Origin of the sequence: Roseomonas alba (assembly GCF_019430885.1) — a bacterium.
Classification (GTDB): Bacteria; Pseudomonadota; Alphaproteobacteria; order Acetobacterales; family Acetobacteraceae; genus Neoroseomonas; species Neoroseomonas alba.
In genome coordinates this window covers 24309-48637 of the sequence record NZ_JAHYBZ010000011.1, presented here as the reverse complement: position 1 = coordinate 48637, position 24329 = coordinate 24309, and the positions used below count along the sequence as shown (strand labels likewise).

Sequence of the window (24329 nt, the reverse complement as noted above, 5' to 3'; positions counted from 1 at the left end):
GATCCTCATGCGTGCCATTTCCGTGTCCCGTTGCAGGCAACGCGTTGTTCGCCCCGGCACGATACTGACGACGGCACTCCGACTTTTTCGGCACTCTCCCGAAAATTGCCGTCTCGCATGCCGCCATCCTCGATGGTGGTTTGCCGCTTCAGAATTCTTCAGGAACGCGCCCAGGATTCGTCGCCGATCGGCCCCCACTGTCCTGGCCCGGGTTCCCAATTCAAAAAGGCCACCACGCCGGATCCCGTCGGCGGGCCCAAGCAGAAGGAGCGAAGGCGATGCAGACGATCTGCACCACCCCACGGCTCTCGGAGGCGGAGCAAATCCGCCCACTTCCCGCGACGGTCGCGGAACAATCCAACCATGACGATCCGCCGGACCTCGCCATCACACACTTCGTACGTGCGATCCTGCCGGAGGAGCAGGCGGAGGAAATCCTCCACGGCTTCTACACCGACGCCTTCCATAGGGCCGTGATGGAATGCCGCTCCATGTTGCGGACGCAGCCGCGCCTACGCAGCGGCCAGCGGCTCTCTCCGTTGCCGCGCTGGAAGCTGCGGAAGGCGCTCATTCATGTCGACGAGAACATTGGCGGGCGAATCCGCCTTGGCGATGTGGCGAGTCATGTTGGCCTCAGTGCGATGCATTTCGCGGCACAATTCAGGTTGGCCACGGGTCAGAGACTGCATGACTACGTCACGCCTCGTCGCCTTTCCTCCACGACGGCACCGGGCCAAACTTGGCTCATCAACACAGCCTTGGGGACGAGACGTCCGTTGGCTCCGACGAGGATGCTTAGGATTTTGAAGGCGCGGCTGCCCAAGGGAGAGACCGTGCCGCTATTGCCCAACTCGCGCCGCACCGTGTCGATCGCCCACCCGCGATAGACGTTGGCGAAAGAGGTATCACGATCAGGTCTGTCAGCCTGCATGCTACCCGCCTCGCGTGCCAGGAACCGGTGTTCGGCCATGACAGCTCATGCGCCGTGAATCGGCGCTCTCACGTCCGGCAACCGAGGTAGACGAAACGCGAGGGCAGCCCATTGTGGATTTCTGTTACTCGGATTCCATGTGTCCTGGGATCGTATGTTCCAGCCGGGTCAATTGGGCGGACACGGGCGCTTCGAGCGGTACGCGGGTCGGCTTGGCTAGCGACGCCACGCCGGTCGTGCACAGTTCGCCATAATCTCGAGGAGCCGCAGCGATTAAGGCCTGGACGAAGCGGATGCAGCGGCTACCGGCTTCGCGATGCTGCGGGAACGGATGACGCAGATGCAGGACAGCATCGTCTACGACGACTGGCGCATTCGTGAAGCAATCGTGGAACGTCTCGCCGCCATCGGCAGCATGTCATGTGCCTTTCAATCAATCGACGAATACCTGAAGCACCCGCGGCCCGACGCGCTAGGCTGTCTAGTCCTCGACGTCGAGTTACCCGGCATCGATGGCTTGGATTTTCAAGAACAGGCCAAAGACGGTCATCCGCCCATCATCTTCCTCACGGGCCATGGCGATATTCCGTCCTCAGTGCGCGCGATCAAGGCTGGCGCAGTGAACTTCCTGACCAAGCCATTCAACTCGCCAGAGCTTCCGGCGTCCATCGACACCGCGGTCGTGCAGGACCACGCCGCTCGACGGGAACGCGAGGAGCGTAGTGCCCCGCGTGCTCGCCATGCCACCCTCACAGCCCGCGAACGGGAGGTATTGCCACTCGTGGTCAGCGGCCTTCTCAACAAGCAGGCGGCGGCGGAGCTCGGCATCAGCGAGGTAACCATGCAGATCCATCGCGGCAGGGTCATGCAGAAGATGCAGGCGGCATCTATCGCGGATCTGGTCCGCAGCGCCCACGAGCTGGGAATTCCGATCAACCATTCCCGGCGACGAGATGACTGATCGGCGTGATGAGGCCTCAGGGTCTGTGTCCGTACGCACCATATGGCGCGCTTCTACACATGCTCGACAGGTGTGTCTTGACCGAGGGGTGATGGCACGATCATCCGCCTCACCACGCCAGGCATGTCCTGGATACGCTTCAGGACATCACTCGAGGCATTCGCGGGGCAGGTCGACCAATGAATCTTCCTCGACATCTCCGCGCATTTCACGAAACCCCGGCGCGGATCGCCGATCCTCCCGTGACACGCCGGACATGCGATCGCGGCCGGCGCCATCGGGTTCGACGGCCATGCGGTCATGGCTCGCCAGGTTCCGTCGCCGCAGCGTATCCCTCTCCAGGCTTCACCTTGCCGCGGAACACCCAGTAGGCGTGCGCCTGGTAGGCAAGGACGATTGGCATAATGCAGGCCACGCCGAAGCCGACAAAGGCCAGCGACCGCCGGTCGGCGAGCCCATCCCAGATCGTGACATGGCGCGGCACGACATAGGGCCAGAGGCTGACGACCAACCCCACGAAGCCCATGGCGAACACCAGCAACCCCATGACGAAGACGAGGCCATCCCGTCCGCTCCAAATGCGCCGCCAGGCAATGAGCAACGCGGCCATCGCCATAAGCGGTGCCGGCACCAGCCACAGGCTGCGGGGCCAGTCCAGCCAGCGTGCCGCCACCTCGGGAACGAGCAGGGCACTCAGCCCGCTCACAACGACCATCATCGCCGCGGTGAGCAACAGGGCCGAATGGGCGACCTCTCGCGCGAAGATCTGGGTCTGGCCGTCTGCGCGCCAGATCAGCCATCCGGCGCCGAGCAGGGCATAGCCCCCGAGCAGCCCGAGCCCGCAGGCGAAACCCAGGAGCGTGAAGAAATCGAAGGTGCCGCCGGCGAAAATGCCATTCCGCATCGTCACACCGGTGATGAGACCGCCGAGGACAAAGCCCTGGCACAGGGCGGCGACGACAGACCCGCCGGCGAACACTGCTTCCCAGATCCCACGGAATCCTACCGACTCCTGGCGGAAGCCGAAGGCCACGCCGCGCAGGATCAGGGCGAAGAGCATGAAGATGATGGGCAGATAGAAGGCCGGCAGCAGCACGTAGTAGCCGGCCGGGAAGGTCGCGAGCAGCAGGACCCCACCCATGACGAGCCAGGTCTCGTTGCCGTCCCAGACGGGCTCGATGCTCGCCAGCATCGCATCCCGCTCGGACGCGCGGGGTGCGAGCAGCAGCAGGATGCCGATGCCGAGATCGAAGCCGTCCGCCAGCACATAGACGACGACACAGAACGCCACGATCGCGGCAAAAAGGACTGGCAGGTTGGCTGCCATCTCGGCTGTCATGGCTTCATTCTCCCGGACCAGTTGCGATGGCGGACGCTGTCGCGCCGGCGAGCACGCCTTCCGGCGGGCGCGCGACAGCTGCGAGAACCGCCGGTCCGCGCAGCAGGAGGCGCGCAATGACCCACAGGAAGATCAGCAGCAGTGCCGCATAGATCAGGACGAACAGCAGGAGGCTCGTCAGTACTGCATGGGCAGCGACCGGCGACACCGCATCGGCGGTACGCAGCGCGCCATAGACCACCCAGGGCTGGCGCCCGGCCTCCGTCGTCGTCCAGCCGGCCAGCACGGCAATAAAGCCAAGCGGCGCTGCGCCCATGGCGAGGAAGTGAAACCGCCGACTGGTGTAGAGCCTGCCGCGCAGGCGCAGGATCGCCCCCGTCACAGCGGTCGCCAGAAGCACGACGCCGATGCCCACCATGATGCGGAAGGCGAAGAAGACGATCGGGACATTGGGCCAGTCTTCCCGCGGCACGGCATCGAGGCCCTGCACTTCGCCACTCCAGGAGTGGGTCAGATAGAGGCTCGCCACATGCGGCACCTCGATCGCGTAGAGGTTGCGCGCCTGTTCCATATCCGGCCAGGCGATGAGGGTCATCGGCGCACCGCGCACGGTCTGCCAGAGCCCTTCCATCGCCGCCAACTTTGTCGGCTGATGAGCGAGCGTGTTCCGCCCGTGCATGTCGCCAACGAGGATCTGGGTCGGAGTCAGCACCAGCGCCATCCACATGGCCAAGGAGAGCGCGATCCGGCTCGCCTCCGGATGGCGCCCGCGCCAGAGATGAAAGCAGGACACGCCGGCGATGACGAAGGAGCAGGTGATGAAGCTCGCCATGACCATATGCGCGAGCCGGTAGGGAAAGGAGGCCGTGAAGACAACGCTCCACCAGTCGACGACGTGATAGATGCCGTCGGCATCCGCCACCGCGCCCGCGGGCGTCTGCATCCAGCTGTTCGCGGCGATGATCCAAGTCGCGGACAACAGCGTGCCCAGTGACACCATGCAGCAGGCGAAGGCATGGGCGCCACGGCTGACCCGACCTTCGCCGAATAGCATGATGCCGATGAAGCCGGCCTCAAGGAAGAAGGCCGTCAGGGCTTCATAGGCAAAGAGCGGCCCGACGACGTTGGAGACGGCGCGGGAGAAGCCGGCCCAGTTGGTGCCGATCTCGTAGCTGAGCACGAGGCCGGTCACGACGCCCATACCGAAGGCAAGGGCGAAGATCCTGCTCCAGTACCGCAGTAGGTCGCGATAGACGGGCCGCCCTGTGCGCCACCACAGGACACTGAGCAGCGCGAGGAAGCCCGCCAGCCCGATGGTGAAGGTCGGCCACAGGATGTGGAACCCGATGGTGAAGGCGAATTGCAGCCTGGCGACGATGACCGCGTCCATGGTTAGAACGCCTCCCCTGCGGGCCGGGCGGGCCGGATGCGGATCGGGATGCCCTTGTAGGAGGGCGTGAAGCTCATCGGGTCGTACGCGCCGAGCGGCACCAAGGGATTGGTTTCCGGGTAGTAGGCCGCGCAGCTCCGGTCGGGAAAGGCATAGGGGACGAGTTCGAAGCCGCGCACGGCGCGTTCGATGCCGTCCTCGCTTGCCGCCACCAGATCGACACGGTCGCCGGCCGCGAAACCCAACCGAGCGATCTCGACCTCGTTGACGAACAGTACGTCGCGCCGGCCGAAGATGCCGCGATAACGGTCGGACATGGAGTAGATCGTCGTGTTGTACTGATCGTGGCTGCGCACGCTGGTCAGCCACAGAACGTCGGGATCCGTCGGATCAGGATCCTCAGCCAGGCCGTCATAGGGCAGGAAGTTCGCCTTGCCGGAGGGCGTGGCCCAGATCCTTTCGCGCGCCGTCGAGGTGAGATGGAAGCCGCCGGGCACACGGATACGCGCGTTGTAGCCCTGGAAGATCGGGAAGACGGCTTCGATCGCGTCGCGGATCTGATCGTAATCGGCGACGAGGCCCTCCCAGTCGACGACCGAGCGCATGCCGAGCGTCGCGCGCGCAATGCCGGCGATGATGGCTGGCTCGCTCTTCAGATGCTCGGAAGCCGGACGGTTCATACCGCGCGAGGCGTGGACCATCGACATGGAATCCTCGACCGTGACGGATTGCCGGCCGCCTGCCTGCCGGTCGATCTCGGTGCGGCCCAGGCAGGGCAGAATCAGCGCTTCCTTGCCATGCACCAGGTGGCTGCGGTTGAGCTTGGTCGAGACATGTACGGTCAAGTCGAGGCTGCGGAAGGCGTCGTGCGTAACTTGCCAGTCCGGGATGGCCGCGGCAATGTTGCCGCCCATGGCAAAGAAGACGCGGGACTGGCCGCGCCGCATCGCATCCAGCGCCGTGACGACGTTGTGGCCATGGGCCTGCGGTGGCTTGAATCCGAAGCGCGCTTCAAGCCGCGCGAGGAACTCGGGTGTCGGAATCTCGGTGATGCCGACCGTGCGGTCGCCCTGCACGTTGGAATGGCCACGCACCGGGCAGATGCCGGCACCGTCCTTGCCGATATTGCCACGCAGCAGGCAGAGATTGGCGAGCTGCTGCACGTTGCGCGCGCCATGGCGATGCTGCGTCAGCCCCATGCCATAAACGACGATGGCACGTTCGGCGCGCATGTAGACATGCGCGGCGTCCTCGATGGCAGTGCGCGTCAGGCCGGAACGCGCCTCGATATCTGGCCAGGTCGTTGCCTTGAGATCGGCGGCCAGCGCCTCGATGCCCGTCGTGTGGCCACGGATGAAGTCCCAGTCGAGGATGGCGGCCGCACCGTCGGCCCGGGCCCGCTCATCCTCCTCGACCATTACCTTCATCAGGCCCTTCAGCACAGCGATGTCGCCGCCGACGCGGACCTGATGCAACGCCTCGCTGATCGGGGTCGAGGTCAGGGAGAGCATCTCGACCGGCACCTGAGGCGCCTGGAAGCGTTCGAGAGCGCGTTCGCGGAAGGGATTGAAGGAAATGATCGGCACCCCGCGACGCGAGGCATTGCGCAGGCTGGTCATCATCCGCGGAGAGTTGGTGCCGGGGTTCTGGCCGAAGATGAAAATGCAGTCGGTCTTGTCGAAATCGTCGAGCAGCACCGTGCCCTTGCCGACGCCGATCGATTGCGGAAGGCCGACACTCGTCGCCTCGTGACACATGTTGGAGCAGTCGGGGAAGTTGTTGGTGCCGTATTCCCGCACAAAGAGCTGGTAGAGGAAGGCCGCCTCGTTCGACGTGCGGCCCGAGGTGTAGAACTCCGCCATGTTCGGGTTGGGCAGAGCGGTCAGGTGCCGTGCGATGGTGGCGAAGGCCTCTTCCCAGCTGACGTGCAGGTAGCGGTCGCTCGCAGCGTCATACGACATCGGGTGGGTCAGGCGCCCCGCCATCTCGAGGTCGTAGTCGCTCCAGCCCGCCAGCTCGGTGACGCTGTGCGCGGCGAAGAAGTCGGGCGTGCAGCGCCTGGTGGTGACCTCCCAGGCGATAGCCTTCGCCCCGTTCTCACAGAACTCAAAGGACGAGGTGTGCTTCGGGTCGGGCCATGCGCAGCCGGGGCAGTCGAAGCCCTCCGGCTGGTTCATGCGCAGCAGCGTCGTCGTCCCCTTGATCGGGATATCCTGCTCGATGAGGTGGGTTCCGACGGCGCGCAGCGCGCCCCATCCGCCGGCTGGCTCGTCATAGCGTCGGATGCTTGGCGTTTCCGGCATGCTGCCCTCCAGCGGTGAAGCAAGTTTCATGACGGGGCGCACAGGCCCCGGAGGCACGTCAGGACGTCAGTCCGCCGCACGGGTGCACTCGAAGAGGAACCAGGCGCGGCGCTCGGCCTCGTCGATCCAAACCTCGATCAGGCTCGTCGAGGCGACGTCGTTGTGATCCTCACAGACCACATGCGCGGCGCGCAGGAATCCGATCACGCGGCGATTGTCTTCCGCCAGCTCCGCCAGCATGTCCTCGGGCGTGACGTAGTCCGCGTCGTTGTCCGCCAGGCGCTGCAGGCGCGCGATGTGACCGATAGAGCGCAACGTCGTGCCCCCGACCTTGCGCGCGCGCTCGGCGAGCGCGTCGGTGGTGGCGAAGATCTGGTCGCCCTGCTCGTCCAGCATCAGGTGGTAGTCCCGGAAATGCGGGCCGGAGAGATGCCAGTGGAAGTTCTTGGTCTTGAGGTAGAGGGCGAACATGTCCGCCAGCACGCCGGTCAGCGCCGCGGATATGTCAGCGGTGGCGTTCGCGCCCAGATCCGTCGGCGTCCGCAGTGGTGCCTTGCGGCGGGTGGTGAGAGTGGTGCCGGCCATCACGATCTCCTTTTCCGGGGCTCAACTGGGGGAGACGGTAAGGAGCCCCGGCAATCCGGTGAATCAGAGGAAGGCGTGGTGCGCTCATACATTGGTCTGATGCGCCTCGCGGCCGCCGCCCGTCGGCTATCGCGGCGCGACGCCCGGATCGTCGGACGCCAGCCGCGCGAGGATGTCGGGATCCATGCTGAGATGCTGTGCGACCAGCGCCGGCGGTGCGCTTCAGCCAGTCGATCAGCGAAACCTTCTGGTATTCCGCGGTTCGGAAGATCGTGACGAAGACCAGGTCCGTATCGCCGGTGTTCTGCACGTAGTGGCCGCTTGCGCGCGGCACTACGCCAACACCGCGGGGCCTGATGGTCTCCAGCGTCGCGGCGATGGTGTTCGATGCCTTGAAGATCGAACTATCGGCGAGCCGCAGCGATCCGCTCCGCGTCTCCTTCAGCGGTGGCCGCACAGCGAGCGAGAAGGCGAAAGGCTCGGGTGGCGTGCTACCGGCTCGCACCGCCGCCTGATCGGCGGCGAGCGGGCTCGGTTCGGTGCCCTGGAAGATCCACAGGTCGCTCAGCGGAATCTCGCGGAAGGTGTCCGCGGGCACGCCGCAATTCGTGGCGAGGATCTCGGGCGACGCATGGGCCAGCCAGTCGCTTAACAGCAGCGTATTGTATTCGGGCTGCGATCCATCGGCGAAGGCGATGAGGAATTCGCTGCCATCGGGACCGGGGCCCTGAAGCGAAGGCGGCGTGCCGGCGGGGAAGTACCAGAGGTCACCGATGCCGACATCCTGCACATAGGCGCGGCCCTTGGTGTCCATGACGGTGATGCGGCAGCGCCCTGTCGTCATGTAGGCCCATTCGGCCGCCGGGTGCCAATGCAGTTCCCGGATGCCGCCGGCGGCAAGACGCATGTTCACTCCGGTGATGGCTGAGGAGAGGAGGAAGCCCTCCTGCGTTACTTGGCGCGCCCCGCCGCCGTCCTGGATGCGGCGATGCGCGATGTTGAAAGAACTCCAGAAGGGCGGCATCCCCCCGATATCCGTCGCGGGTGGGGAGAAGGCGAAGGGGAATTGCCGCGCGATCGTCGGGGCCTGCGGCCCGGGATCGCTCAGCGCCTGGGGCGAGGCATTGACCGCACCCTCCGACGGGCGGTCCGGATTGCCGAAGTCGCTGGCGGCAGCCGGGACGGCGAGTGTCGCGCCGGCAGTCCCGGCAAGGCTACGGCGGCTGATCGAAGACGCCATTGGGACCTCATCTGACCACGGAAGCAGGGCGCTGCCTGTTCGCCATTGAGGCATTCCTCCCGTCGCGCGGTCTTTCACCCCGCAGCAGCGGATCTTTCTTGAAGCCATGACATCGCAGCGCCTGAAACGGGCGCGCCACGCAAGCCTGAGTATAGTTCCAACCATCCCTTCGGCGGGGCATGGTCCGAAGCGGCAGGGATGGCGGGCATCCCGAGCATGCGGGGTAGCGGTACCGCGAGCGAGCACAGGACACTGGAACTGCCCGGCCGCGATAGCACGTCGCGCCTGTTTCCCTGCGGTTCCTTGCCGGCCTGTTGGCCCTCGCCATCTGTTTGGTGGACATCCTCACGCCAATCGACGGCGCAGTGGTGGTTCTCTACGTCGTGGTCATGCTGATCGCCGGGCGCTGGGGGCGGCGGCGCGATATCCTTATCGCCACCAGCGGGGCAATCCCGCCGACCATGATCGTCCATGTCGACATGCTTGGGCTTCGGCATATCGGCTCATCGACCCTCCCGGCCTCCGTCAGCCTCTTTGCCGTTGCCATCGCTGCGCCGCTGGTGCTGCAAAGTCAGGCCGCTGCCGATGCTCTGTCACGCAGCGAACGCCGCGATGCCGCATGTTCGACTCCAGCCGCACCGGCGTCGTGGAGCAGGATTAGCGCGCTATCCGCAAGGCGCTGAGCGTAGAGCCTGTGCCATCCGCCAAGCGCAGCCCGCCCGCCATCGGGTGCTTGCGCGCTCTGTGCCGCACCGTCGACGTCCATCCCGTCATGTTGACCATGCTTCACCGCGGCACGACCGCAGCAAGCAACCTGCTGATGGCAAGCGACCGTGTCTCCTTTGATGCGCTCGACGCCTGGTTACGAGGCGACGCCTTCTTTGAGGCGGAAGCAGAGATCCATCGAACGGACGGGAGCCCCTTCCCCGCGCTGTTCACCGTCACCTTCCTGCCGCCCGACGGACCCGAGGGCACCGTGCTGATCTCCGTCGTAGACATCGCCGAACGCCGACAGGCGCAGCACGCGCTGCTCCACGCTCAGGCAGAGTTCGCCCGTGCCACGCGTGCGGCGACGCTTCGCGAACGATCGGTCTCCATCGCGCATGAGGTGAACCAGCCCCTGACAGCGGTCGTCACCAGTGGCGAAACCGGCCTGCGCTGGTTGCGTCGCGACCTGCCCGACCTAGCGGAAGTCGAGCAGTCGATTGGGCGCATCGTCGGTTGGGGCCGTCGCGCCAGTCAGATCGCCGCCGAGTTGCCGGCGCTGGGTGGCGACCGCCTCCGGCTCCAGCAGATCCCCGTGAACCTGATGGTCAATGCGAGCCAGGCCATGGCCGAACAGTCGGCGTCTCGGCGCTTGCGCATCGCCGCGCGCCGCGATGGCCCCGACCGCGTCCTGATCACGGTCAGCGATACAGGTCCCGGCATCGCGCCGGAAGACCAACAACGGCTCTTCGAGCCGTTCTTCGCGACGAGCGAGGAAGGAATGGGCATGGGCTCGCGATCTGCCGTGCCACTGCCGAGGCACATGGCCGTGGGCCTTCCGTCGAGAGCCGCCTGGGCGAGGGCAGCACGTTCACCCTATGCCTGCCGGCGGCCATCATGGATGGCTGTGGCGGCATGATGCGTTCGGTCCAGGGCGGCGCGCCGCCGCAGAAGCCGGCGCCGGAGACGATGGTTAGCATCGTCGACGACGATACGATGGTGCGTGAATCGCTTGACAACCTGTTCCGCTCAGTCGGCTTCGCGACCCGGCTTCATGGCTGGTCAGTCAAACTCCTCGCAATGGCTCTGCCGGACCTGCCCGGCCGCATCATCCTCGATGTCCGGCTGCCGGGAATCAGCGGCCTCGACCTCCAGGCCGAGCTCGCTCGCATTGGCATTGCTTTGCCCATCGTCTTCATGACCGGCCATGGCGACATCCCGATAAGCGCCCGCGCCATGAACGCGGGCGCCGTGGATTTGCTCGCCAAGCCCTTCCTTGACCCGGACCTGCTGGACGTCGCCACGGCCGCAATCGCGCGGGGCCGGCTTCGGCGTCACGAGGCGCAGGCAGAGGATCATCTCCGCGGCCGCTATGATACCTAGTCGCCGCGAGAGCGCGACGTGATGATCCATGTCGTCGCTGGGCTGATGAACAAGCAGGTCGCGGGCATTCTCGGGCTCAGCGACATCACCGTGAAGATCCATAGCGGCAATGCCATGCGGAAGACGCAGGCACGCTCGCTCGCCGATCTGGTGCGGCAGGCCGAGGCGCTCGGCCTGCCGCACCCCTGACAAGCGTCCTGTAAACCTCCGTATAGTTCCAGGCTCGCTGGCGCCATGGCATGAGCAGTCACGCCGCGCATCGGACGCTGCCCCTCATGATGCGGCGCGGAAGTGTGATCCGGATGAATCCTGTTCCCCTGGTGGCTGTCATCGATGATGACGAGGCCGTGCAGGGTGCGCTATCGAGCCTGTTGCGGTCGCTGGGCTATGCCGTGCGTTGCTATGGTTCGGCGAGAGAGTTTCTCGGTGACGATGCGCAGCCCCAACCCGCCTGCCTCATCCTGGACGTGCAGATGCCGGGCATGACCGGGCCGGAGCTTCAGGCGGTGCTGGTGGAATCGGGCCGCTCGATCCCGATCATCTTCCTGACCGCCTTTCCCACCGAGGTTATCCGTCGTCAGGTCATGCAGGCCGGCGCCCGGGCCTATCTCGACAAGCCCGTTGATGGAGACACCATCGAACTTCAGCTCATGCACGCTTTGGTCGATGAAAAGGCAGCGCGACCGCGCGGCGCGTGAAGCAATGCTTCGCATCCTGGCGCCGGATGCTGCACGCCCAGGGTGGCTGGGAAGGCGCCAGACGTCCGCGGCATTGCCGTGAGGAATGGCAAGGAACCATGAGGCGCGGGAAGCCAACGGCGTGGTGCATCGACAACAATAGTGGCCGATTGCGCGTTGGGGTGCTCTGAATATCGGGCACCGGGCGGTATCACCGCAAGGAAGGCATATCTGTACAATGGGTGACAGTATCACCATGCCGACCACTCCCGCCACGCATTGATCGGTTGCTCGCGGCCGGCCGCCGACATGGCCGACAACAAGCGGAGGATGGCATGAATGCAGGATGGCAGGCCGGACCGGACACCACCGCGACGCACATGCCGATCTATCTAGACCACCACGCGACGACGCCGCTCGATCCTCGCGTGCGGGAAGCCATGTTGCCTTACCTCGACACCTTCTTCGGCAATGCCGGCTCGGCCGAGCATCGGCATGGCTGGCGTGCGCAGGAAGCGGTGGAGGCAGCACGGTCCAAGGTCGCCGCCCTGATCGGCGCGCGGCCTGCCGAGGTCGTCTTTACGTCGGGCGCGACCGAAGCGAATAACCTCGCCCTGATGGGCAGTGCCGATGCCGCAGGGCCGCACGTGATCACGACCGGCATCGAACACGCTTCCATCGTTGCCTGCGCTGCGGAGCGCGAACGCCGCGGCGACCCTGTCAGCATCCTTCCCGTCGATCGCGAGGGCCGCATCGATCCGGCGCAGGTCGCGGCGGCGATCCGTCCCGGCACCGGCCTGATCTCGATCTCCCTCGCGAACCACGAGATCGGCACCATCCAGCCGCTGGCCGAGATCGGCATCCTGGCGCGGCAACATGGAATCCTGTTCCATGTCGATGCCACGCAGGCGGTCGGGCGCATCCCGGTCTCGATGCCCGCGCTGGGGGCCGACTTCCTGAGCCTCTCCGCGCACAAGTTCCATGGCCCGAAGGGTGTCGGGGCGCTCGTCGTGACCCGTCCGGCGCGACGGCACCTTCGTCCCATCCTCTTTGGCGGCGGGCAAGAACACGGCTTTCGGCCCGGCACGCTGCCCGTACCGCTGATCGTAGGCTTTGGCGCCGCGGCGGCAATTGCGCAGGCGGCGATGCCCGAAGAGTCTCTGCGCCTCGCCATGCTGCGCGACCGGCTACTCGATCGCCTGGCCGCGCTGCCGGGCTTGCGGGTGCATGGCGGGACGCGTTTCCGGCTGTCGGGGAGCCTCAATATCGGCTGGCCGGGGCTGGTGGCGCGGGACCTGATCCATCTGCTCCGCGACGACGTCGCGATCTCTTCCGGCTCGGCCTGCGGCTCCGCCGTGCTGCATCCATCTCCCGTGCTGCGGGCAATTGGAATGACGGAGGAGGAGGCGCTGGGTGGCCTGCGCTTCGGTCTCGGCCGCTTCACTACCGAGGCCGAGGTGGATCGCGCCGCCGCCGCCATCCTGCGGGCGGCGCCGCTGCTCCGCCGATGAGTGGCCGCTACGCCGGCAAGACGCGATGGGGATGCGTGCAGAGCGTCCAGCGGTCGCCGCGCGCCCAGGCCGCCAGCGTCACCCCTGCCTCCGTCGCCACATCCAGCGCCAGCTGCGTCGGCGCCGACATGGCGATGAGCACGCCGATGCCGGCGGTCACGGCCTTCTGCACCATCTCGTAGCTGCAGCGGCTGGTAATGAGCGCGAAGCCTTCCGCGGCATCCCATCCTTCGGCGGCCATGGCGCCGATCAGCTTGTCGAGCGCATTGTGCCGGCCGACATCCTCGCGCAGCAGCAGAATGTCGCCACGGGCCGATGCCCAGGCCGCGGCGTGCACGGCATGGTCGCTGTTGCGCAGCAATTGCCGGCCCGGCAGTGCCGCCATGGCGCGGCGGATCGCATCGCCGGGAAGGATCGGGCCCGCCCCGACCGCGTCGCCGCCAAGCCGGATCTGGTCTAGGCTTTCGACGCCGCACAGGCCGCAGCCGGTCCGCCCGACCAGGTTCCGCCGCCGCGACAGCAGCGCGGCGAAGCGCTCATGGGTGACGGTCATCGCCACGACCATGCCGCGGCAAGCTGGCGTCACCTCGATATCCAGCATTTCGTGGCTGCCCGCGATGAGGCCTTCCGTCAGAGAGAAGCCGAGGGCGAGGTCCTCGAGATCCTGCGGCGTGGCCATCATCACCGCGTGGGACACGCCGTTGTAGGTCAGGGCCACAGGCACTTCCTCGGCGACCGGGCAGCACTGCCCGGCGTGGCCCTTCGGAAGAAGCACTATGCTGTCTGCGTGACCGATCATGGCTGTCCGGGCTCCTCCCCACATCGCCCTTCCTATCGCGGCAGCGGCTGGCGGGCTTTCCGATTACCAGCGCGGGATCGCGCCAAGGCCACGATCGCCTCCCGCAAGACCGGCCGCTGCCCGGTGGGGCGCTTGAACTGCGCGGCGAAATGCAACTCGCTCAACCCGCCAACGCCAGCGAGATCACCAAAAGTGATGCGTTCGCTGATATTCTCATCGACATACGTTTCCGCCCGACGAAGCCGCCACCTCAGAAGCGGGGAGATGCGCCGGCGGCCATTCGGCTCCGCCCCGCCAGCTAGGCTTGCGCATGATGCGCCTGGTCCATGTCGTCCGGAGCACCAGGTCCGCCCATCCGGGTCGGTACCCAACCGGGTTCGAGCGCGCTGGACACTACCTCCGGCCAGCGCCGCGCGACGGCGGAGGCCAGCATGGCGTCGTGCAGCTTGCTTTCGGCATAGACCGCCGATCCGTACCAGCGCCGCTTCGGCCACTCCATCAGCGCCGTCAGAATATAGGCCGGCGGCGTGTTGATGGCGAAGACATGCGGCAGGCCATCTGTCGTGACGCGCAGGGCCTCGCGATAGCCGACAGCGTTGTGGATCACCGCGTCGAAGCGGCCGAGCACATTGGCCTGCGCGGCGACCTCCTTCGTGCCGGCGGGTGGTCTCCACATCGCCGATGACCACGGCTTCAGCCTGCTGCAGGGCTGCGCGTGCATCCTCCGTGCGTCGGGCGCTGTGGGCCGTGCAGCACGACCCGGGGCCCCGGCCCGACCAGCAATTCGGCGGCCATCGGGCCGAGCCCGGTGGACGAGCCGCAGATGACGATGCGTGGCATGATGATGGTCTCCCGTGCGTCAGGATCGGGCTCGGCGCGCGGCGAGGACCACCGCCGCACCAACCAGCGCGCAGGCGGCGCTGAACAGGTAGACCGCCGCGTAGCCGAATTGCCCGGCGATGAGGCCCGCGCTGAGACCAGAGATGCCGTAGGCGCTGTCGAGGAAGGCCGTGAAGCCGCCATCGCGCTGCCGCGATTGGCGGGATGCTGCGCCGCGAAGCCGGCCAACACGCTGCGCAGTAGCCCATAGGCCATCATCGGCGAGCAAGCGAGGCGGACCATGCCGTGATCCAGGTTGCGATAGCTGTCGAGGCTCCTCTCGGCCTCGCACAGCGTCCTCAGCACCTGCGCGCGTCGTCGTAAAGCTCGGCTGCAGCATCGAGCGGCACGACCTGGCGCGCGCTGCGTTCGAACGCTGGATGCCCAGATTGGCTTCCAGTTCCGCGCATAGCTTGCTCGCGGCTGACTACGTCATATGGATCGCGGCTGCGGCGAGCGCGAAGCCGCGCACATCGTACACGATAGTAAAGACGCGCAACTGCTGCAGCGTGACGCCCATGCCACCGATCCTGCGCTGGATCGGGCCCGGCTGGAGCCGACCCGCACTTGGCTGGCCCGAACGCAAGGCAGGCGCTCGGTTGCCCCCGAATGAAACATTCGTTGCGTGAAGTTGCAAAGTATGAAACATTTGTCTTATGTCGCCGCCGCCACCGCTCGACCTCGTGCGTCGCGCCCTGCCCGAACTGCCGCCAAAGCTCCGGGAAGCCGCGCGCTTCGTGCTGGGTCACGATTTCGACGTCGCCACGCGGTCGATGCGCGACCTTGCTGCCTCAGCCGGGACCAACCCAGCCACCTTCACGCGCCTCGCCCAGGCGCTCGGCTATGCCGGCTGGGATGCGTTGCGCGACGCGATGATCGAGGTGCGGCGGAATGGCGCCGAGGGCCCCTATTCCCGCCGCGCCCAGCTGGACGCCGACGCCAAGGGAGGGGCGGCGGCCTCGGTCCCGAGGGCGATGCTGGCGGCCGACGCCGCTGGCCTCGCCCGACTCGATGCCGACCCGATTGCCGCGGCGGCCGAGGCGCTATGCCGTGCGCCACGCGTCTGGTCGGCGGGCTTCCGGTCCTGCCACAGCGTCGCGCAGCTCCTGCACTACCAACTCCGCCTTTTCCGTCCCGATGAGGTTCGCCTCGTCGGCGGTAGCGGACCCGAGGATCTCGATCATGGCGCCTTCCGCCGTGGCGACGCCATGGTGGTGATCGGCTTTGCACCCTATTCGCGCTCCTCGGTGCTCGCCACTCGGATGGCGCGCGCAGCGGGATGCATCGTGATCGCGATAGCGGATACTCCAACCGCGCCGATGGCCGAAGGCGCGGACCACCTGCTGCTGTTCGACGCCGCCACGGGCCCCGGCTTCTTCCCAAGCCTGACGGGTGCGATCGCTACCGCGCAGGCTCTCGTCGCGGCGTCATTCGTATTGGGCGGCCCCGCTGCGTTCGAGCGCCTGCGCGACAGCGAGGCGCGGCTTGCCGCGCAATCCCAATACCTCCCTGAAGTGGATCCCTCCGCATGATGGACACCCCCATCGCCGCCATGCAGCCGCGCCGAACGCTCGTGCTGCATCGCTCTTCCCGCCTCGCTCCGCCCATGGCTGTCGGTGGCCACGGCGTCTGGCTCGTCGAACAGGGCGGGCGGGAGGTGCTGGACGCCTCTGGTGGCGCGGCAGTCTCCTGCCTCGGCCATCAGCACCCGCGCATCGTCGCGGCGATTCAGGCGCAGGCCGGCAAGCTCTGCTACGCGCATACATCCTTCTTCACTTCGGAACCGGCTGAGGCGCTGGCGGACGAATTGGTCGGGGACGCGCCTGGCGGCCTCTGCCAGGCCTATTTCGTCTCGGGCGGGTCGGAAGCAGTGGAAGCCGCCCTGAAGCTCGCCCGCCAATATTTCGTCGAGATCGGCCAAACGCAGCGCAGCCACATCGTCGCGCGGCGGCAGAGCTATCACGGCAACACGCTCGGCGCGCTGGCGGCCGGCGGCAATGCCTGGCGGCGCGCGCCCTATGCGCCGCTGCTTTCGCCCGCCTTCAGCCATGTCTCCCCCGCCTTCGCCTATCGCGAGCAACGCGCGGACGAGGACGAGGCCGGCTTCGTCGCGCGCCTCGCGGCAGAGTTGGAGGCGGAGTTCCAGCGCCTCGGCCCCGACACCGTCGCCGCCTTCATCGCCGAGCCCGTGGTCGGCGCGACGGCGGGTTGCGTCACCGCGCCCGCCGGCTATTTCCAGGCGGTGCGAGCGATCTGCGACCGTCACGGCGCGCTGCTGATCCTCGACGAGGTGATGTCCGGTATGGGCCGTACCGGCACGCGCCACGCCTGGGAACAGGAAGGCGTCGCACCCAACATCCAGGCCGTGGCGAAGGGCCTCGGCGGCGGCTACCAGCCGATCGGCGCGGTGCTGGTCTCGGAGCGCATCGTCGCGGCGATCGAGGCGGGCTCCGGCGCCTTCCAGCATGGCCATACCTATCTCGCGCACCCGATCGCCTGCGCCGCGGCGCTCGAAGTTCAGCGGGTGATCCGCGAGGATCGGCTGCTCGACAACGTGATCGCCATGGGTGGACGGCTCGAGGAGAAGCTGGTCGAACGCTTCGGCAATCACCGTCATGTCGGGGACATCCGCGGCCGTGGCCTGTTCCGCGCCATCGAGCTGGTGGCCGATCGCGCAACCCGTGATCCCTTCGACCCCGCGCTGCAGCTCAACGCACGCATCAGGAAGGAAGCCTTCGCACGCGGCCTGGCCTGCTACCCATCGGGCGGCACCGCGGATGGACGGTGCGGCGACCACGTGCTGCTCGCCCCGCCCTACATCGTCTCGCCCGCCGAGGTGGACCTGATCGTCGATCGGCTCGGAGAAGCCGTCGATGCGGCCATCGCCTCGCTGCGCTGACATCCAACCAAGGAGAACGACATGAAGCGCCGTTTCATCATCGCTGCGGCCGCCGCGCTGGCCGGCTGGGCCGGGGCAGCCTCGGCCGCCACGCTCGACACCATACGCCAGCGCGGCACCCTCGCCTGTGGCATCAGCCAGGGCTTCGCGGGCTTTTCCGCGCCCGACAGCCGCGGCGAGTTCCGCGGCCTCGATGCCGATTACTGCCGCGCGATTGCTGCCGCCGTGCTCGGGGATGCGACCAAGGTGCGCTTCGTCACCCTCACCGCGCAGAACCGCTTCACGGCGCTGCAATCGGGCGAGATCGACGTACTGCTGCGCAACTCCACCCAGACCTTCCTGCGCGGGAATACGCTCGGACTGCGGCAGCTTCCGGTGAACTTCTACGATGGCCAGGGCTTTGTCGTGCGGCGCGATGCGAATGTGCAGCGCGTCCAGGACCTGGACGGCGCGACGATCTGCGTCGCCCAGGGCACCACGCATGAACTCAACCTGAACGACACCTTCAGGGCCCGCAACATCCGCTTCCAGCCCGTGGTGTTCGAACGCATCGACACCATGTACCAGGCCTTCTTCGCGGGCCGCTGCGACGCCATGACGCAGGACGCCTCGGCGCTGGCCGGCGTGATCGGCACCGTCGCACCGGATCCCGCGCAGTTCGTGGTGCTGGCGGAGACGATCAGCAAGGAGCCGCTGGGCCCCTTCGTGCGCAACGGCGATGACGCCTGGGCGAACATTGTCACCTCCGTCCACTATGCGCTGGTCGAGGCCGAGGAGTACGGCGTGACTCAGGGCAATGCCGAACGCATGGCCGCCGAGAGCACGGATGCCACAGTGCAGCGGCTGCTCGGCCGCAGCGGCGAGTTCGGCTCGCGTCTCGGCCTCGACAATGGCTGGGCGCTCGCGGCGATCCGTTCTGTCGGGAACTATGGCGAAATCTTCGAACGCAATGTCGGCCAGGCCAGCCCGCTCAAGCTACAGCGCGGGCTGAACGGCCTGTGGACCAGCGGTGGACTGATGTACGCGATCCCCTTCCGGTGATCCGCGCTGCCGGGCGGCCGCTTCCAGGCCGCTCGGCTTAAGCGCGTTGCTCGACGAGACGGCCTTCCGAGACCGCCCGAGCGAGCCGGAGCCGCGCCGCATTGGGAAGCGCGCCGACTGCCGCGCTTCCAGACGGATTGTCAGCGAGCGGGTGGTGGATAATGGATACCGCCATCCGTCCACAGACGATTCACACCGCGATCGAGACCAAGCGGGGTGACGTTGCGATCCCAGGATTCTGCGTAGTTGCCGACCTGACGCACGATCTGGAAGGCCCAGTCGTCGCGCACCCCCAATATGGTGCCAAAGCCGCCGGAACGACCAAGAAAACGCTGCACCTCGGGATCAGGGTCGTTCAACCGCGCTTCCACATTGGACGAGGTGATGCCGAACTCCTCGGCCAGCAATGGCGCGAAGCCCGACCAGCGCACAAGGTCGAACCAGCGCTGGTCACCCTTCCGCACCACCGGGCCGAGTGGTTCCTTGCTAATCACTTCCGGCAACAGCACGAACTCGTCCGCCTGGCCCCCGAGCCCGGCACGGAACGCGGCGAGCGCGGCGCGGCCGATGGTATAGGCGTCGCAGCGCCCACTGAGGAAGGCGCTGCGCACTTCCTCCAGCGTGTCGATCACCAGCGGCGTCAGTTGCATGGCGTTGCGCCGGAAGTAATCGGCAAGGTTCAATTCCGTCGTGGTGCCGGGCTGCACGCAAACCGTCGCGCCTGCGAGTTGCCGTGCGGAGGTGACGCCCAGCGAGCGCCGCACCAGAAAGCCCTGTCCGTCATAGAAGGTAACGCCCGTGAACTCGAGGCCGAGGCTCGCCTCGCGCGTCAGGGTCCAGGTCGTGTTGGAGGCCAGGATATCGATCTCACCGGTCTGGAGCATCGGCAGCCGGTTCTGGGTCGTGGTGGCGACATAGCGAACCCGGCTCGCGTCCCCGAACACCGCGGCGGCGACGGCGCGGCATACGTCCACATACAGCCCGGCCCATTCGCCGCGTCCGTCGACGGCCGCGAAGCCCGGCAGATTGGGCGCGGTTCCGCATATCAAATGCCCGCGGGCCCGCACCGCATCGAGCGTCGGAGCCGGAATCGACGTCTGGGCTGCGGCCGGGCGCAGCAACGCCGCGCCGGCGAACAGCAAAGCGGCAAGAAGACGCATGTGCAGACTCCTATTTTGTCGATTGTCGAAAATCAAACCGCCAAGGCGTCAGCAAGTGCGGCAAGGCTCTGCACCCGCGCTGTCGGCACCGCTGCGTTTGCAATCGTGGCGCCGGTACCGCGCTGACCGTAGCGACGATTCACCCACACCACCGGCAGGCCGAGCTTCGCCGCAGGTTCCACGTCATGGTGCCGGCTCTGGGCGACATGCAGGATGGAACCCCGGTCGTAGCCCCGCGCCGCGAGATCCTCGAAAGCCGTCTCGAAATGCGGCAGTCCGGGCTTGTAGGAGCCTACGCGCTCGGCCGTGACGGTCAGCAGAAAGGGTACTTCCAGCCGGACCAGACTACGCGCAAGCGACGCCTCATCGACATTGGACAGGATCGCAAGGGCGAAGCGGGTCGACAGCCGCCGCAGGGCAGAGACGGTATCCGGGAATGGCGGCCAGTCGCCGCACGATCGCGCGAAGGCCGCGCATTGCTCCGCGTCTTCGGGCAGACCGAAACTTGCCTGGATGTCGGCCCAGGTCCTTGCCATCACCTCGGTATAGAGAAGCGCCGGACGCGTCTGCTGATGCCGCGCCTGGTGCAGCGCAAAGGCCGAAAGCACGAGATCGTCAGGAATCTCAGCCCTTCCCGCCGCCTCAAGCCAAGGCCGCACGGTCGCGATGATGCCGCTTTCCCAATCGATCAGCGTGCCGTAGCAGTCGAAGGTCAGCACGCGCTTGTCCTCCGCTGCGATATGCGTGTCGAATCCGTCGCTCATCCAGTCTTCTCCTTTTGCGCAAGCCAGGCGGAGACGCGGGTGCGCGCCTCCTCGATCTGGCGAGCATTCATGGCTGCGGCCTCCACGGCCTCTCCGCGCCGGAGCAGCGCGAGCAGCGCGCGATGCGATGCAACCCAGTCCCCGGACAATCCCACCTCGGTCCAGGCCGGCAGCAGGTAGCGCGATATCGCGATGTGAAGGTGGTCGACCTGGGCGAGGATGCGTGGCCTTTCGGCCCGCGCCATCAGCAGGCGATGGAAGCGCCAATGAAGATCGGACTGCCGCAGCGGGTCGGCCGGCGTCGCCTCTGCCTCATCGAGGATCGAAGCCGCCTCACCGAGATCGCCTTCGGTCAACCGCATCGCAGAAAGCTTCAGCGCATGCCCTTCGAGCATCGCCCGCATTTCCGCTATCTCCTGAAGATCGGCGGCATCCGCTTCCGCGACGGCGATGCCCCGGTGACGGCTGACCGTCAGCAGGCCTTCGCCGGCCAGGATCTGTAGAGCCTCGCGTACCGGCGCGCGGCTGGTGCCGAAGTGACGGGCGAGGTGGTCCTGCTTGAGTTGCATCCCCGCCGGCAGCAATCCGGTCAGGATCCCCTCCCGCAACGTCTCCGCGACGATGTCGGGAATGGATCGCGTATGGGCGGATCGACGTGCGGTGATTTGCGCCAGGCTGCTTGCAATCTCCATTCGGGCAGCCTGGGACGATTGTCGAAAATCGGCAAGTCCAAATCGCCTCCGGATCCGCGCCGTCGCGCCGCCACGCAGCCGAACGATACCACGGCGAAGGCTACGGCCGGTCCGCCGCTTGACCTGCCCCCGATTGGGGATCCAAGCGCTATGAGAGACTTGGCTGGTGTTCTGGCCTGGCCGTCTGGCCCTGCCGGAGCGTAGGCGGGGCCAGACGGCCAGGGAAGAACTTGGGCCGCCTCTCTTATAGCCCTTGGATCCCCAATCGGGGGCAGGTAAGGCGCGCGCGTCGTCTCGCTGAGAGCGGTGGTGCACGGCCATCGCGCATCCCCGTGTTGAGCCTACCGGGATGTCGTCCTGCGTGCAGCGGTACGCCGGCCTACGCCTTGCGCGCCAGATCCTCGCGCAACACGCGTTTGAGTATCTTGCCCGAAGGGTTGCGCGGCAGTGCCTCCCTCAGTTCCAGTGCCCGCGGCACCTTGAAACCGGCCAAGTGCGCGCGGCAATGCGCCTGCACCGCAGCGAGGTCGAGCCGTGAACCCTCCCGCAGCACGATGACCGCGACCGGTGCCTCGCCCCATCGCGGATCCGGCACACCGATCACCGCCGCTTCGCTGACTTCGGGCATCCCATAGAGGACGCGCTCCACCTCCGAGCTTGCGATGTTTTCGCCGCCGGAAATGATCATGTCCTTCCTGCGATCGGTCAGGAACAAAAAGCCATCGGCATCGAGGTAGCCGACATCGCCGCTGCGGAACCAGCCATCGGGATGGAACGACGCCGCGGTCTTGGCCGGATCCTTCCAGTACCCCTTGAAGACCTTTGGGCCACGCAGGCAGACCTCGCCCTCCTGGCCGGCCGGCAGAGTGCCGCCGGCGTCGTCGCGGATCGTGATCTCGACATGCGGCGTGGCGCGGCCGGTCGATCCGATTTTCGCGATCTCCCAACCAGCTTCCATCATCGTGTCGCCGCTGCAGGTTTCGGTGAGGCCATAGGCGTCAATGTAGCGGCCATTGGGGAATAGGCCGGTAAAGGCGCGGATGCGCCCCTCGGGTGTCTTCTCGCCGCCCCCGATGCACCAGCGCAGCGTCGAGAGATCGAGCCCGTCCGGGTTGCCGAGCTCAAGGGTGCGCGAGAGCATGACCGGGGCCATCCACGCACCCGTCAGACTCTCGCGCGCGATGGTGGTGATCGCCGCGGAGGCATCGAATTCGCGCAGGATGTGAAGCGTGCCGCCCACCCACAACACCCCGAGACCCGGCAGGTCGAAGGCGCCGACATGGTAGAGCGGCCCGACGATGAGCAGCCGGTCAGCGGAACTCAGACCGAGCGCGACGACATGCTCCATGCATTTCCAGTAGAAATTGCCGTAGGAATGCGCGACCCCCTTCGGGCGGTCCGTCGTGCCGGAGGTGTACATCAGCCGGAACAGGTCGTCTTCCTGCCGTGCGGCCGGTGGCGGCACGGCGAGCCCCTGCGGGACAAGGCGTGTCGGATCCTCCTGCGCCGCGGCGTCCAGCAGCACGAGGCCTGGGTGCCCTTCAACGATCACGCCGAATTCGGCGTCCGCGAAGACGAGCCGCGCGCCCGCATTGTCGAGGATATAGGCGACCTCGTCGCGGGCGAGGCGGAAGTTGATCGGCAGGAAGACCGCGCCGATGCGGCTGGCGGCAATGGCGATCTCCACGAAGGCGGTGGAGTTCTTCATGAAGGCGGCCACCACCTGCCCGGCGCCGACGCCCCGCACGGCCATCAGCGCCGACAGGGCCTCGATGCGCCGCTGCAGCCCGGCATAGGTGATGCGCTGGCTCTCATAGGCGATCGCAAGCGCATCCGGCCGCCGCCGCGCATGGAAGGCGACGAAGGCGGACAGGTTGAGCATGACGAGGCCCCCTCAGTAGCCGCGCGGCATGCCCAGATCGTGGATGGCGATGAAGTTCAGCACCATTTCCTCGGACACAGGCGCGAAGCGGAACAGGCGAGCGTCGCGCCACAGGCGTTCGACGTCGAATTCCTTCGCATAGCCCATGCCGCCCATGGTCTGCATGGCGCGTTCGGTTGCCTGCGCCGCGGCCTGAGCGGCCAGCAGCTTCGCCTGGTTAGCGGCGGAGCCGTACGCCTCCCCGATGTCGCAGAGCGCCGCCGCCTTATGGTTCAGCAGCCGCGCCGCCTCGCCCAGCGCATGTGCCTGGGCGAGCGGGAACTGCAGCCCCTGATAGGAGGCGATGGGCTTGCCACCAAACACCTTGCGCCCCTGCGCATAGTCCACGGCGCTGCGGATCGCGAGTTCCACCGTGCCGACCAGCCCGGCGGTGGTCACGATCCGCTCCGTGTTCAGCACGTCGAGCAGCGCCGACCAGCCATCATCCAGCGTGCCGACCAGGTCGTCCGGCTCGAGGCGCACATCGTCGAAGAAAACCGAGGAGGATGGCAGCGTGTTGGTGCCCAGCTTGTCGATCGGCGCGTGGCTGACGCCGGCACGACCGGGTTCGATCATGAACAGGCTGATGCCCTGGGTGCGGCGCTGCACCTCCTCGACCTTGCGTGTGCGCGCCACCACCAGCATCCGGCTGGCCTGCGGGACCGCGGTGATCCACACCTTGCGGCCGTTCAAGCGCCAGCCATTGCCGTCGACACGCGCGAAGGTCCGGACCTCCAGGCTGTTGGTGCCGGCATCGGGTTCCGTCAGTGCCATGCAGAAGGTGATCTCGCCCGCTGCCAGACCGGGCAGCAGCGCCTGCTTCTGCGCCTCCGTCCCGAACTTCGCGATGCTGACGCCGCCGAAGATCGGGTTGAGCATGAACATTTGCGCCAGCGTCGCGCCAGCGCCGGTGGCGGTCAGCGTCTCGATCGCCAGCGCCATCTCAAGCATGCCGAGGCCCGAGCCGCTATATTCCTCCGGCAAGGTGATGCCGCACAGACCGGCCTCGCAGATCGCGGCCCATGCCTCGGCCGGATAGGCCTTCCGCGCATCAAGGTCGCGCCAGTATTCGGGGCCGAAGCGTTCGCCGACCTTGCGGGCGGTGTCGACCAGCATGCACTGGGCTTCGGAGAGCCGGAACTCCATGAT

The 24329-nt window shown here is 66.7% G+C and carries 23 protein-coding genes and 1 pseudogene; 11 read left to right on the top strand and 13 right to left on the bottom strand.

Annotated features, from left to right (window positions below; translation table 11 throughout):
• Positions 1 to 278 precede the first annotated feature (278 nt).
• Together KPL78_RS25940 and KPL78_RS25935 are read left to right on the top strand one after the other, a co-directional pair.
• Positions 279 to 887, top strand: a complete 609-nt coding sequence (locus KPL78_RS25940) for a helix-turn-helix domain-containing protein (protein WP_219765916.1) — start codon at positions 279 to 281, stop codon at positions 885 to 887.
• A gap of 384 nt (positions 888 to 1271) precedes the next feature.
• Entirely contained in the window at positions 1272 to 1892 is a 621-nt protein-coding gene (locus KPL78_RS25935) for a response regulator transcription factor (protein ID WP_219765915.1), read from the top strand.
• A 298-nt stretch (positions 1893 to 2190) separates the two neighbouring features.
• On the opposite strand, the gene KPL78_RS25930 is transcribed toward KPL78_RS25935, so the two are convergent.
• The 5 genes from KPL78_RS25930 to KPL78_RS25910 all read right to left on the bottom strand — a co-directional run bounded on the left by KPL78_RS25930 (position 2191) and on the right by KPL78_RS25910 (position 8749).
• Positions 2191 to 3231: a cytochrome d ubiquinol oxidase subunit II gene (locus KPL78_RS25930; RefSeq protein WP_219765913.1), complete on the bottom strand. Its 1041-nt coding sequence runs from the start codon at positions 3229 to 3231 to the stop codon at positions 2191 to 2193.
• 4 nt (positions 3232 to 3235) lie between these two features.
• Positions 3236 to 4621, bottom strand: coding sequence for a cytochrome ubiquinol oxidase subunit I (locus KPL78_RS25925; protein WP_219765912.1), 1386 nt, complete (start codon positions 4619 to 4621; stop codon positions 3236 to 3238).
• A gap of 2 nt (positions 4622 to 4623) precedes the next feature.
• Entirely contained in the window at positions 4624 to 6924 is a 2301-nt protein-coding gene (locus tag KPL78_RS25920; protein WP_219765910.1) for an FdhF/YdeP family oxidoreductase, read from the bottom strand.
• Positions 6925 to 6990: 66 nt separating this feature from the next.
• Positions 6991 to 7509 (bottom strand): Dps family protein, encoded by a 519-nt coding sequence (locus tag KPL78_RS25915; RefSeq protein ID WP_219765909.1) that lies wholly within the window; start codon positions 7507 to 7509, stop codon positions 6991 to 6993.
• Positions 7430 to 8749, bottom strand: coding sequence for a cupin domain-containing protein (locus KPL78_RS25910; RefSeq protein WP_255569490.1), 1320 nt, complete (start codon positions 8747 to 8749; stop codon positions 7430 to 7432). The genes KPL78_RS25915 and KPL78_RS25910 overlap by 80 nt, the downstream gene beginning before the upstream one ends.
• A 314-nt stretch (positions 8750 to 9063) precedes the next feature.
• On the opposite strand from KPL78_RS25910, the gene KPL78_RS25905 reads away from it, so the two are divergent.
• The 6 genes and pseudogenes from KPL78_RS25905 to KPL78_RS25885 all read left to right on the top strand — a co-directional run bounded on the left by KPL78_RS25905 (position 9064) and on the right by KPL78_RS25885 (position 13025).
• Complete coding sequence (locus tag KPL78_RS25905; RefSeq protein WP_219765905.1) at positions 9064 to 9432, top strand: hypothetical protein; 369 nt, start codon at positions 9064 to 9066, stop codon at positions 9430 to 9432.
• Positions 9433 to 9521: 89 nt separating this feature from the next.
• Complete coding sequence (locus tag KPL78_RS25900) at positions 9522 to 10373, top strand: PAS domain-containing sensor histidine kinase (RefSeq protein WP_219765904.1); 852 nt, start codon at positions 9522 to 9524, stop codon at positions 10371 to 10373.
• Complete coding sequence (locus KPL78_RS25895) at positions 10370 to 10837, top strand: response regulator transcription factor (protein WP_255569465.1); 468 nt, start codon at positions 10370 to 10372, stop codon at positions 10835 to 10837. Before KPL78_RS25900 ends, KPL78_RS25895 begins: the two co-directional genes overlap by 4 nt.
• A 12-nt stretch (positions 10838 to 10849) precedes the next feature.
• Positions 10850 to 11026 (top strand): annotated as a pseudogene (locus tag KPL78_RS30490) (LuxR C-terminal-related transcriptional regulator); the annotation flags it as partial.
• A gap of 50 nt (positions 11027 to 11076) precedes the next feature.
• Positions 11077 to 11535, top strand: a complete 459-nt coding sequence (locus KPL78_RS25890; RefSeq protein ID WP_219765902.1) for a response regulator transcription factor — start codon at positions 11077 to 11079, stop codon at positions 11533 to 11535.
• 314 nt (positions 11536 to 11849) lie between these two features.
• Positions 11850 to 13025, top strand: coding sequence for a cysteine desulfurase family protein (locus tag KPL78_RS25885; protein WP_219765901.1), 1176 nt, complete (start codon positions 11850 to 11852; stop codon positions 13023 to 13025).
• A 7-nt stretch (positions 13026 to 13032) separates the two neighbouring features.
• Here KPL78_RS25885 and fdhD read toward each other — a convergent pair whose 3' ends face one another.
• The 3 genes from fdhD to KPL78_RS25870 form a co-directional block, all read right to left on the bottom strand.
• Positions 13033 to 13824, bottom strand: a complete 792-nt coding sequence (gene fdhD / locus KPL78_RS25880) for a formate dehydrogenase accessory sulfurtransferase FdhD (RefSeq protein WP_219765899.1) — start codon at positions 13822 to 13824, stop codon at positions 13033 to 13035.
• Positions 13825 to 14122: 298 nt separating this feature from the next.
• Positions 14123 to 14500: a Rossmann-fold NAD(P)-binding domain-containing protein gene (locus KPL78_RS25875; RefSeq protein ID WP_219765898.1), complete on the bottom strand. Its 378-nt coding sequence runs from the start codon at positions 14498 to 14500 to the stop codon at positions 14123 to 14125.
• Positions 14501 to 14683: 183 nt separating this feature from the next.
• Entirely contained in the window at positions 14684 to 14932 is a 249-nt protein-coding gene (locus KPL78_RS25870) for a hypothetical protein (RefSeq protein ID WP_219765896.1), read from the bottom strand.
• A 427-nt stretch (positions 14933 to 15359) separates the two neighbouring features.
• Here KPL78_RS25870 and KPL78_RS25865 point away from each other — a divergent pair, with 427 nt between their 5' ends.
• The 3 genes from KPL78_RS25865 to KPL78_RS25855 are packed head-to-tail and all read left to right on the top strand — an operon-like array spanning position 15360 to position 18643.
• Positions 15360 to 16235, top strand: a complete 876-nt coding sequence (locus tag KPL78_RS25865) for a MurR/RpiR family transcriptional regulator (protein ID WP_219765894.1) — start codon at positions 15360 to 15362, stop codon at positions 16233 to 16235.
• Complete coding sequence (locus KPL78_RS25860; protein WP_219765893.1) at positions 16232 to 17602, top strand: aspartate aminotransferase family protein; 1371 nt, start codon at positions 16232 to 16234, stop codon at positions 17600 to 17602. Before KPL78_RS25865 ends, KPL78_RS25860 begins: the two co-directional genes overlap by 4 nt.
• Positions 17603 to 17623: 21 nt before the next feature.
• The gene (locus tag KPL78_RS25855; RefSeq protein WP_219765891.1) at positions 17624 to 18643 is read left to right on the top strand and encodes an amino acid ABC transporter substrate-binding protein; all 1020 of its coding nucleotides are present in this window, start codon (positions 17624 to 17626) and stop codon (positions 18641 to 18643) included.
• Between the two features lie 140 nt (positions 18644 to 18783).
• Here KPL78_RS25855 and KPL78_RS25850 read toward each other — a convergent pair whose 3' ends face one another.
• The 5 genes from KPL78_RS25850 to KPL78_RS25830 form a co-directional block, all read right to left on the bottom strand.
• On the bottom strand, positions 18784 to 19803 hold the full coding sequence (locus KPL78_RS25850) for an amino acid ABC transporter substrate-binding protein (RefSeq protein WP_219765890.1): 1020 nt from the start codon (positions 19801 to 19803) through the stop codon (positions 18784 to 18786).
• Between the two features lie 32 nt (positions 19804 to 19835).
• Positions 19836 to 20522, bottom strand: coding sequence for an HAD-IA family hydrolase (locus tag KPL78_RS25845; RefSeq protein WP_219765889.1), 687 nt, complete (start codon positions 20520 to 20522; stop codon positions 19836 to 19838).
• 41 nt (positions 20523 to 20563) lie between these two features.
• A complete protein-coding gene (locus KPL78_RS25840) occupies positions 20564 to 21259 on the bottom strand; it encodes a GntR family transcriptional regulator (RefSeq protein ID WP_219765887.1) in 696 nt (231 codons plus the stop codon).
• Between the two features lie 379 nt (positions 21260 to 21638).
• Positions 21639 to 23141, bottom strand: a complete 1503-nt coding sequence (locus KPL78_RS25835) for an AMP-binding protein (RefSeq protein ID WP_219765886.1) — start codon at positions 23139 to 23141, stop codon at positions 21639 to 21641.
• Between the two features lie 12 nt (positions 23142 to 23153).
• The gene (locus KPL78_RS25830; RefSeq protein ID WP_219765884.1) at positions 23154 to 24326 is read right to left on the bottom strand and encodes an acyl-CoA dehydrogenase family protein; all 1173 of its coding nucleotides are present in this window, start codon (positions 24324 to 24326) and stop codon (positions 23154 to 23156) included.
• Positions 24327 to 24329: the final 3 nt, after the last annotated feature.

What these genes read in the sequence shown, in the direction of transcription:
- KPL78_RS25840 (WP_219765887.1), bottom strand. Translation starts at nt 21,259, where the DNA reads ATGGAGATTGCAAGCAGCCTGGCGCAAATCACCGCACGTCGATCCGCC.
- fdhD (WP_219765899.1), bottom strand. Translation starts at nt 13,824, where the DNA reads ATGATCGGTCACGCAGACAGCATAGTGCTTCTTCCGAAGGGCCACGCC.
- KPL78_RS25855 (WP_219765891.1), top strand. Translation starts at nt 17,624, where the DNA reads ATGAAGCGCCGTTTCATCATCGCTGCGGCCGCCGCGCTGGCCGGCTGG.
- KPL78_RS25900 (WP_219765904.1), top strand. Translation starts at nt 9,522, where the DNA reads ATGTTGACCATGCTTCACCGCGGCACGACCGCAGCAAGCAACCTGCTG.
- KPL78_RS25865 (WP_219765894.1), top strand. Translation starts at nt 15,360, where the DNA reads ATGTCGCCGCCGCCACCGCTCGACCTCGTGCGTCGCGCCCTGCCCGAA.
- KPL78_RS25910 (WP_255569490.1), bottom strand. Translation starts at nt 8,749, where the DNA reads ATGGCGTCTTCGATCAGCCGCCGTAGCCTTGCCGGGACTGCCGGCGCG.
- KPL78_RS25935 (WP_219765915.1), top strand. Translation starts at nt 1,272, where the DNA reads ATGCAGGACAGCATCGTCTACGACGACTGGCGCATTCGTGAAGCAATC.
- KPL78_RS25875 (WP_219765898.1), bottom strand. Translation starts at nt 14,500, where the DNA reads ATGTGGAGACCACCCGCCGGCACGAAGGAGGTCGCCGCGCAGGCCAAT.
- KPL78_RS25925 (WP_219765912.1), bottom strand. Translation starts at nt 4,621, where the DNA reads ATGGACGCGGTCATCGTCGCCAGGCTGCAATTCGCCTTCACCATCGGG.
- KPL78_RS25920 (WP_219765910.1), bottom strand. Translation starts at nt 6,924, where the DNA reads ATGCCGGAAACGCCAAGCATCCGACGCTATGACGAGCCAGCCGGCGGA.
- KPL78_RS25890 (WP_219765902.1), top strand. Translation starts at nt 11,077, where the DNA reads ATGAGCAGTCACGCCGCGCATCGGACGCTGCCCCTCATGATGCGGCGC.
- KPL78_RS25835 (WP_219765886.1), bottom strand. Translation starts at nt 23,141, where the DNA reads ATGCTCAACCTGTCCGCCTTCGTCGCCTTCCATGCGCGGCGGCGGCCG.
- KPL78_RS25930 (WP_219765913.1), bottom strand. Translation starts at nt 3,231, where the DNA reads ATGACAGCCGAGATGGCAGCCAACCTGCCAGTCCTTTTTGCCGCGATC.
- KPL78_RS25850 (WP_219765890.1), bottom strand. Translation starts at nt 19,803, where the DNA reads ATGCGTCTTCTTGCCGCTTTGCTGTTCGCCGGCGCGGCGTTGCTGCGC.
- KPL78_RS25940 (WP_219765916.1), top strand. Translation starts at nt 279, where the DNA reads ATGCAGACGATCTGCACCACCCCACGGCTCTCGGAGGCGGAGCAAATC.
- KPL78_RS25860 (WP_219765893.1), top strand. Translation starts at nt 16,232, where the DNA reads ATGATGGACACCCCCATCGCCGCCATGCAGCCGCGCCGAACGCTCGTG.
- KPL78_RS25830 (WP_219765884.1), bottom strand. Translation starts at nt 24,326, where the DNA reads ATGGAGTTCCGGCTCTCCGAAGCCCAGTGCATGCTGGTCGACACCGCC.
- KPL78_RS25915 (WP_219765909.1), bottom strand. Translation starts at nt 7,509, where the DNA reads ATGGCCGGCACCACTCTCACCACCCGCCGCAAGGCACCACTGCGGACG.
- KPL78_RS25895 (WP_255569465.1), top strand. Translation starts at nt 10,370, where the DNA reads ATGATGCGTTCGGTCCAGGGCGGCGCGCCGCCGCAGAAGCCGGCGCCG.
- KPL78_RS25885 (WP_219765901.1), top strand. Translation starts at nt 11,850, where the DNA reads ATGAATGCAGGATGGCAGGCCGGACCGGACACCACCGCGACGCACATG.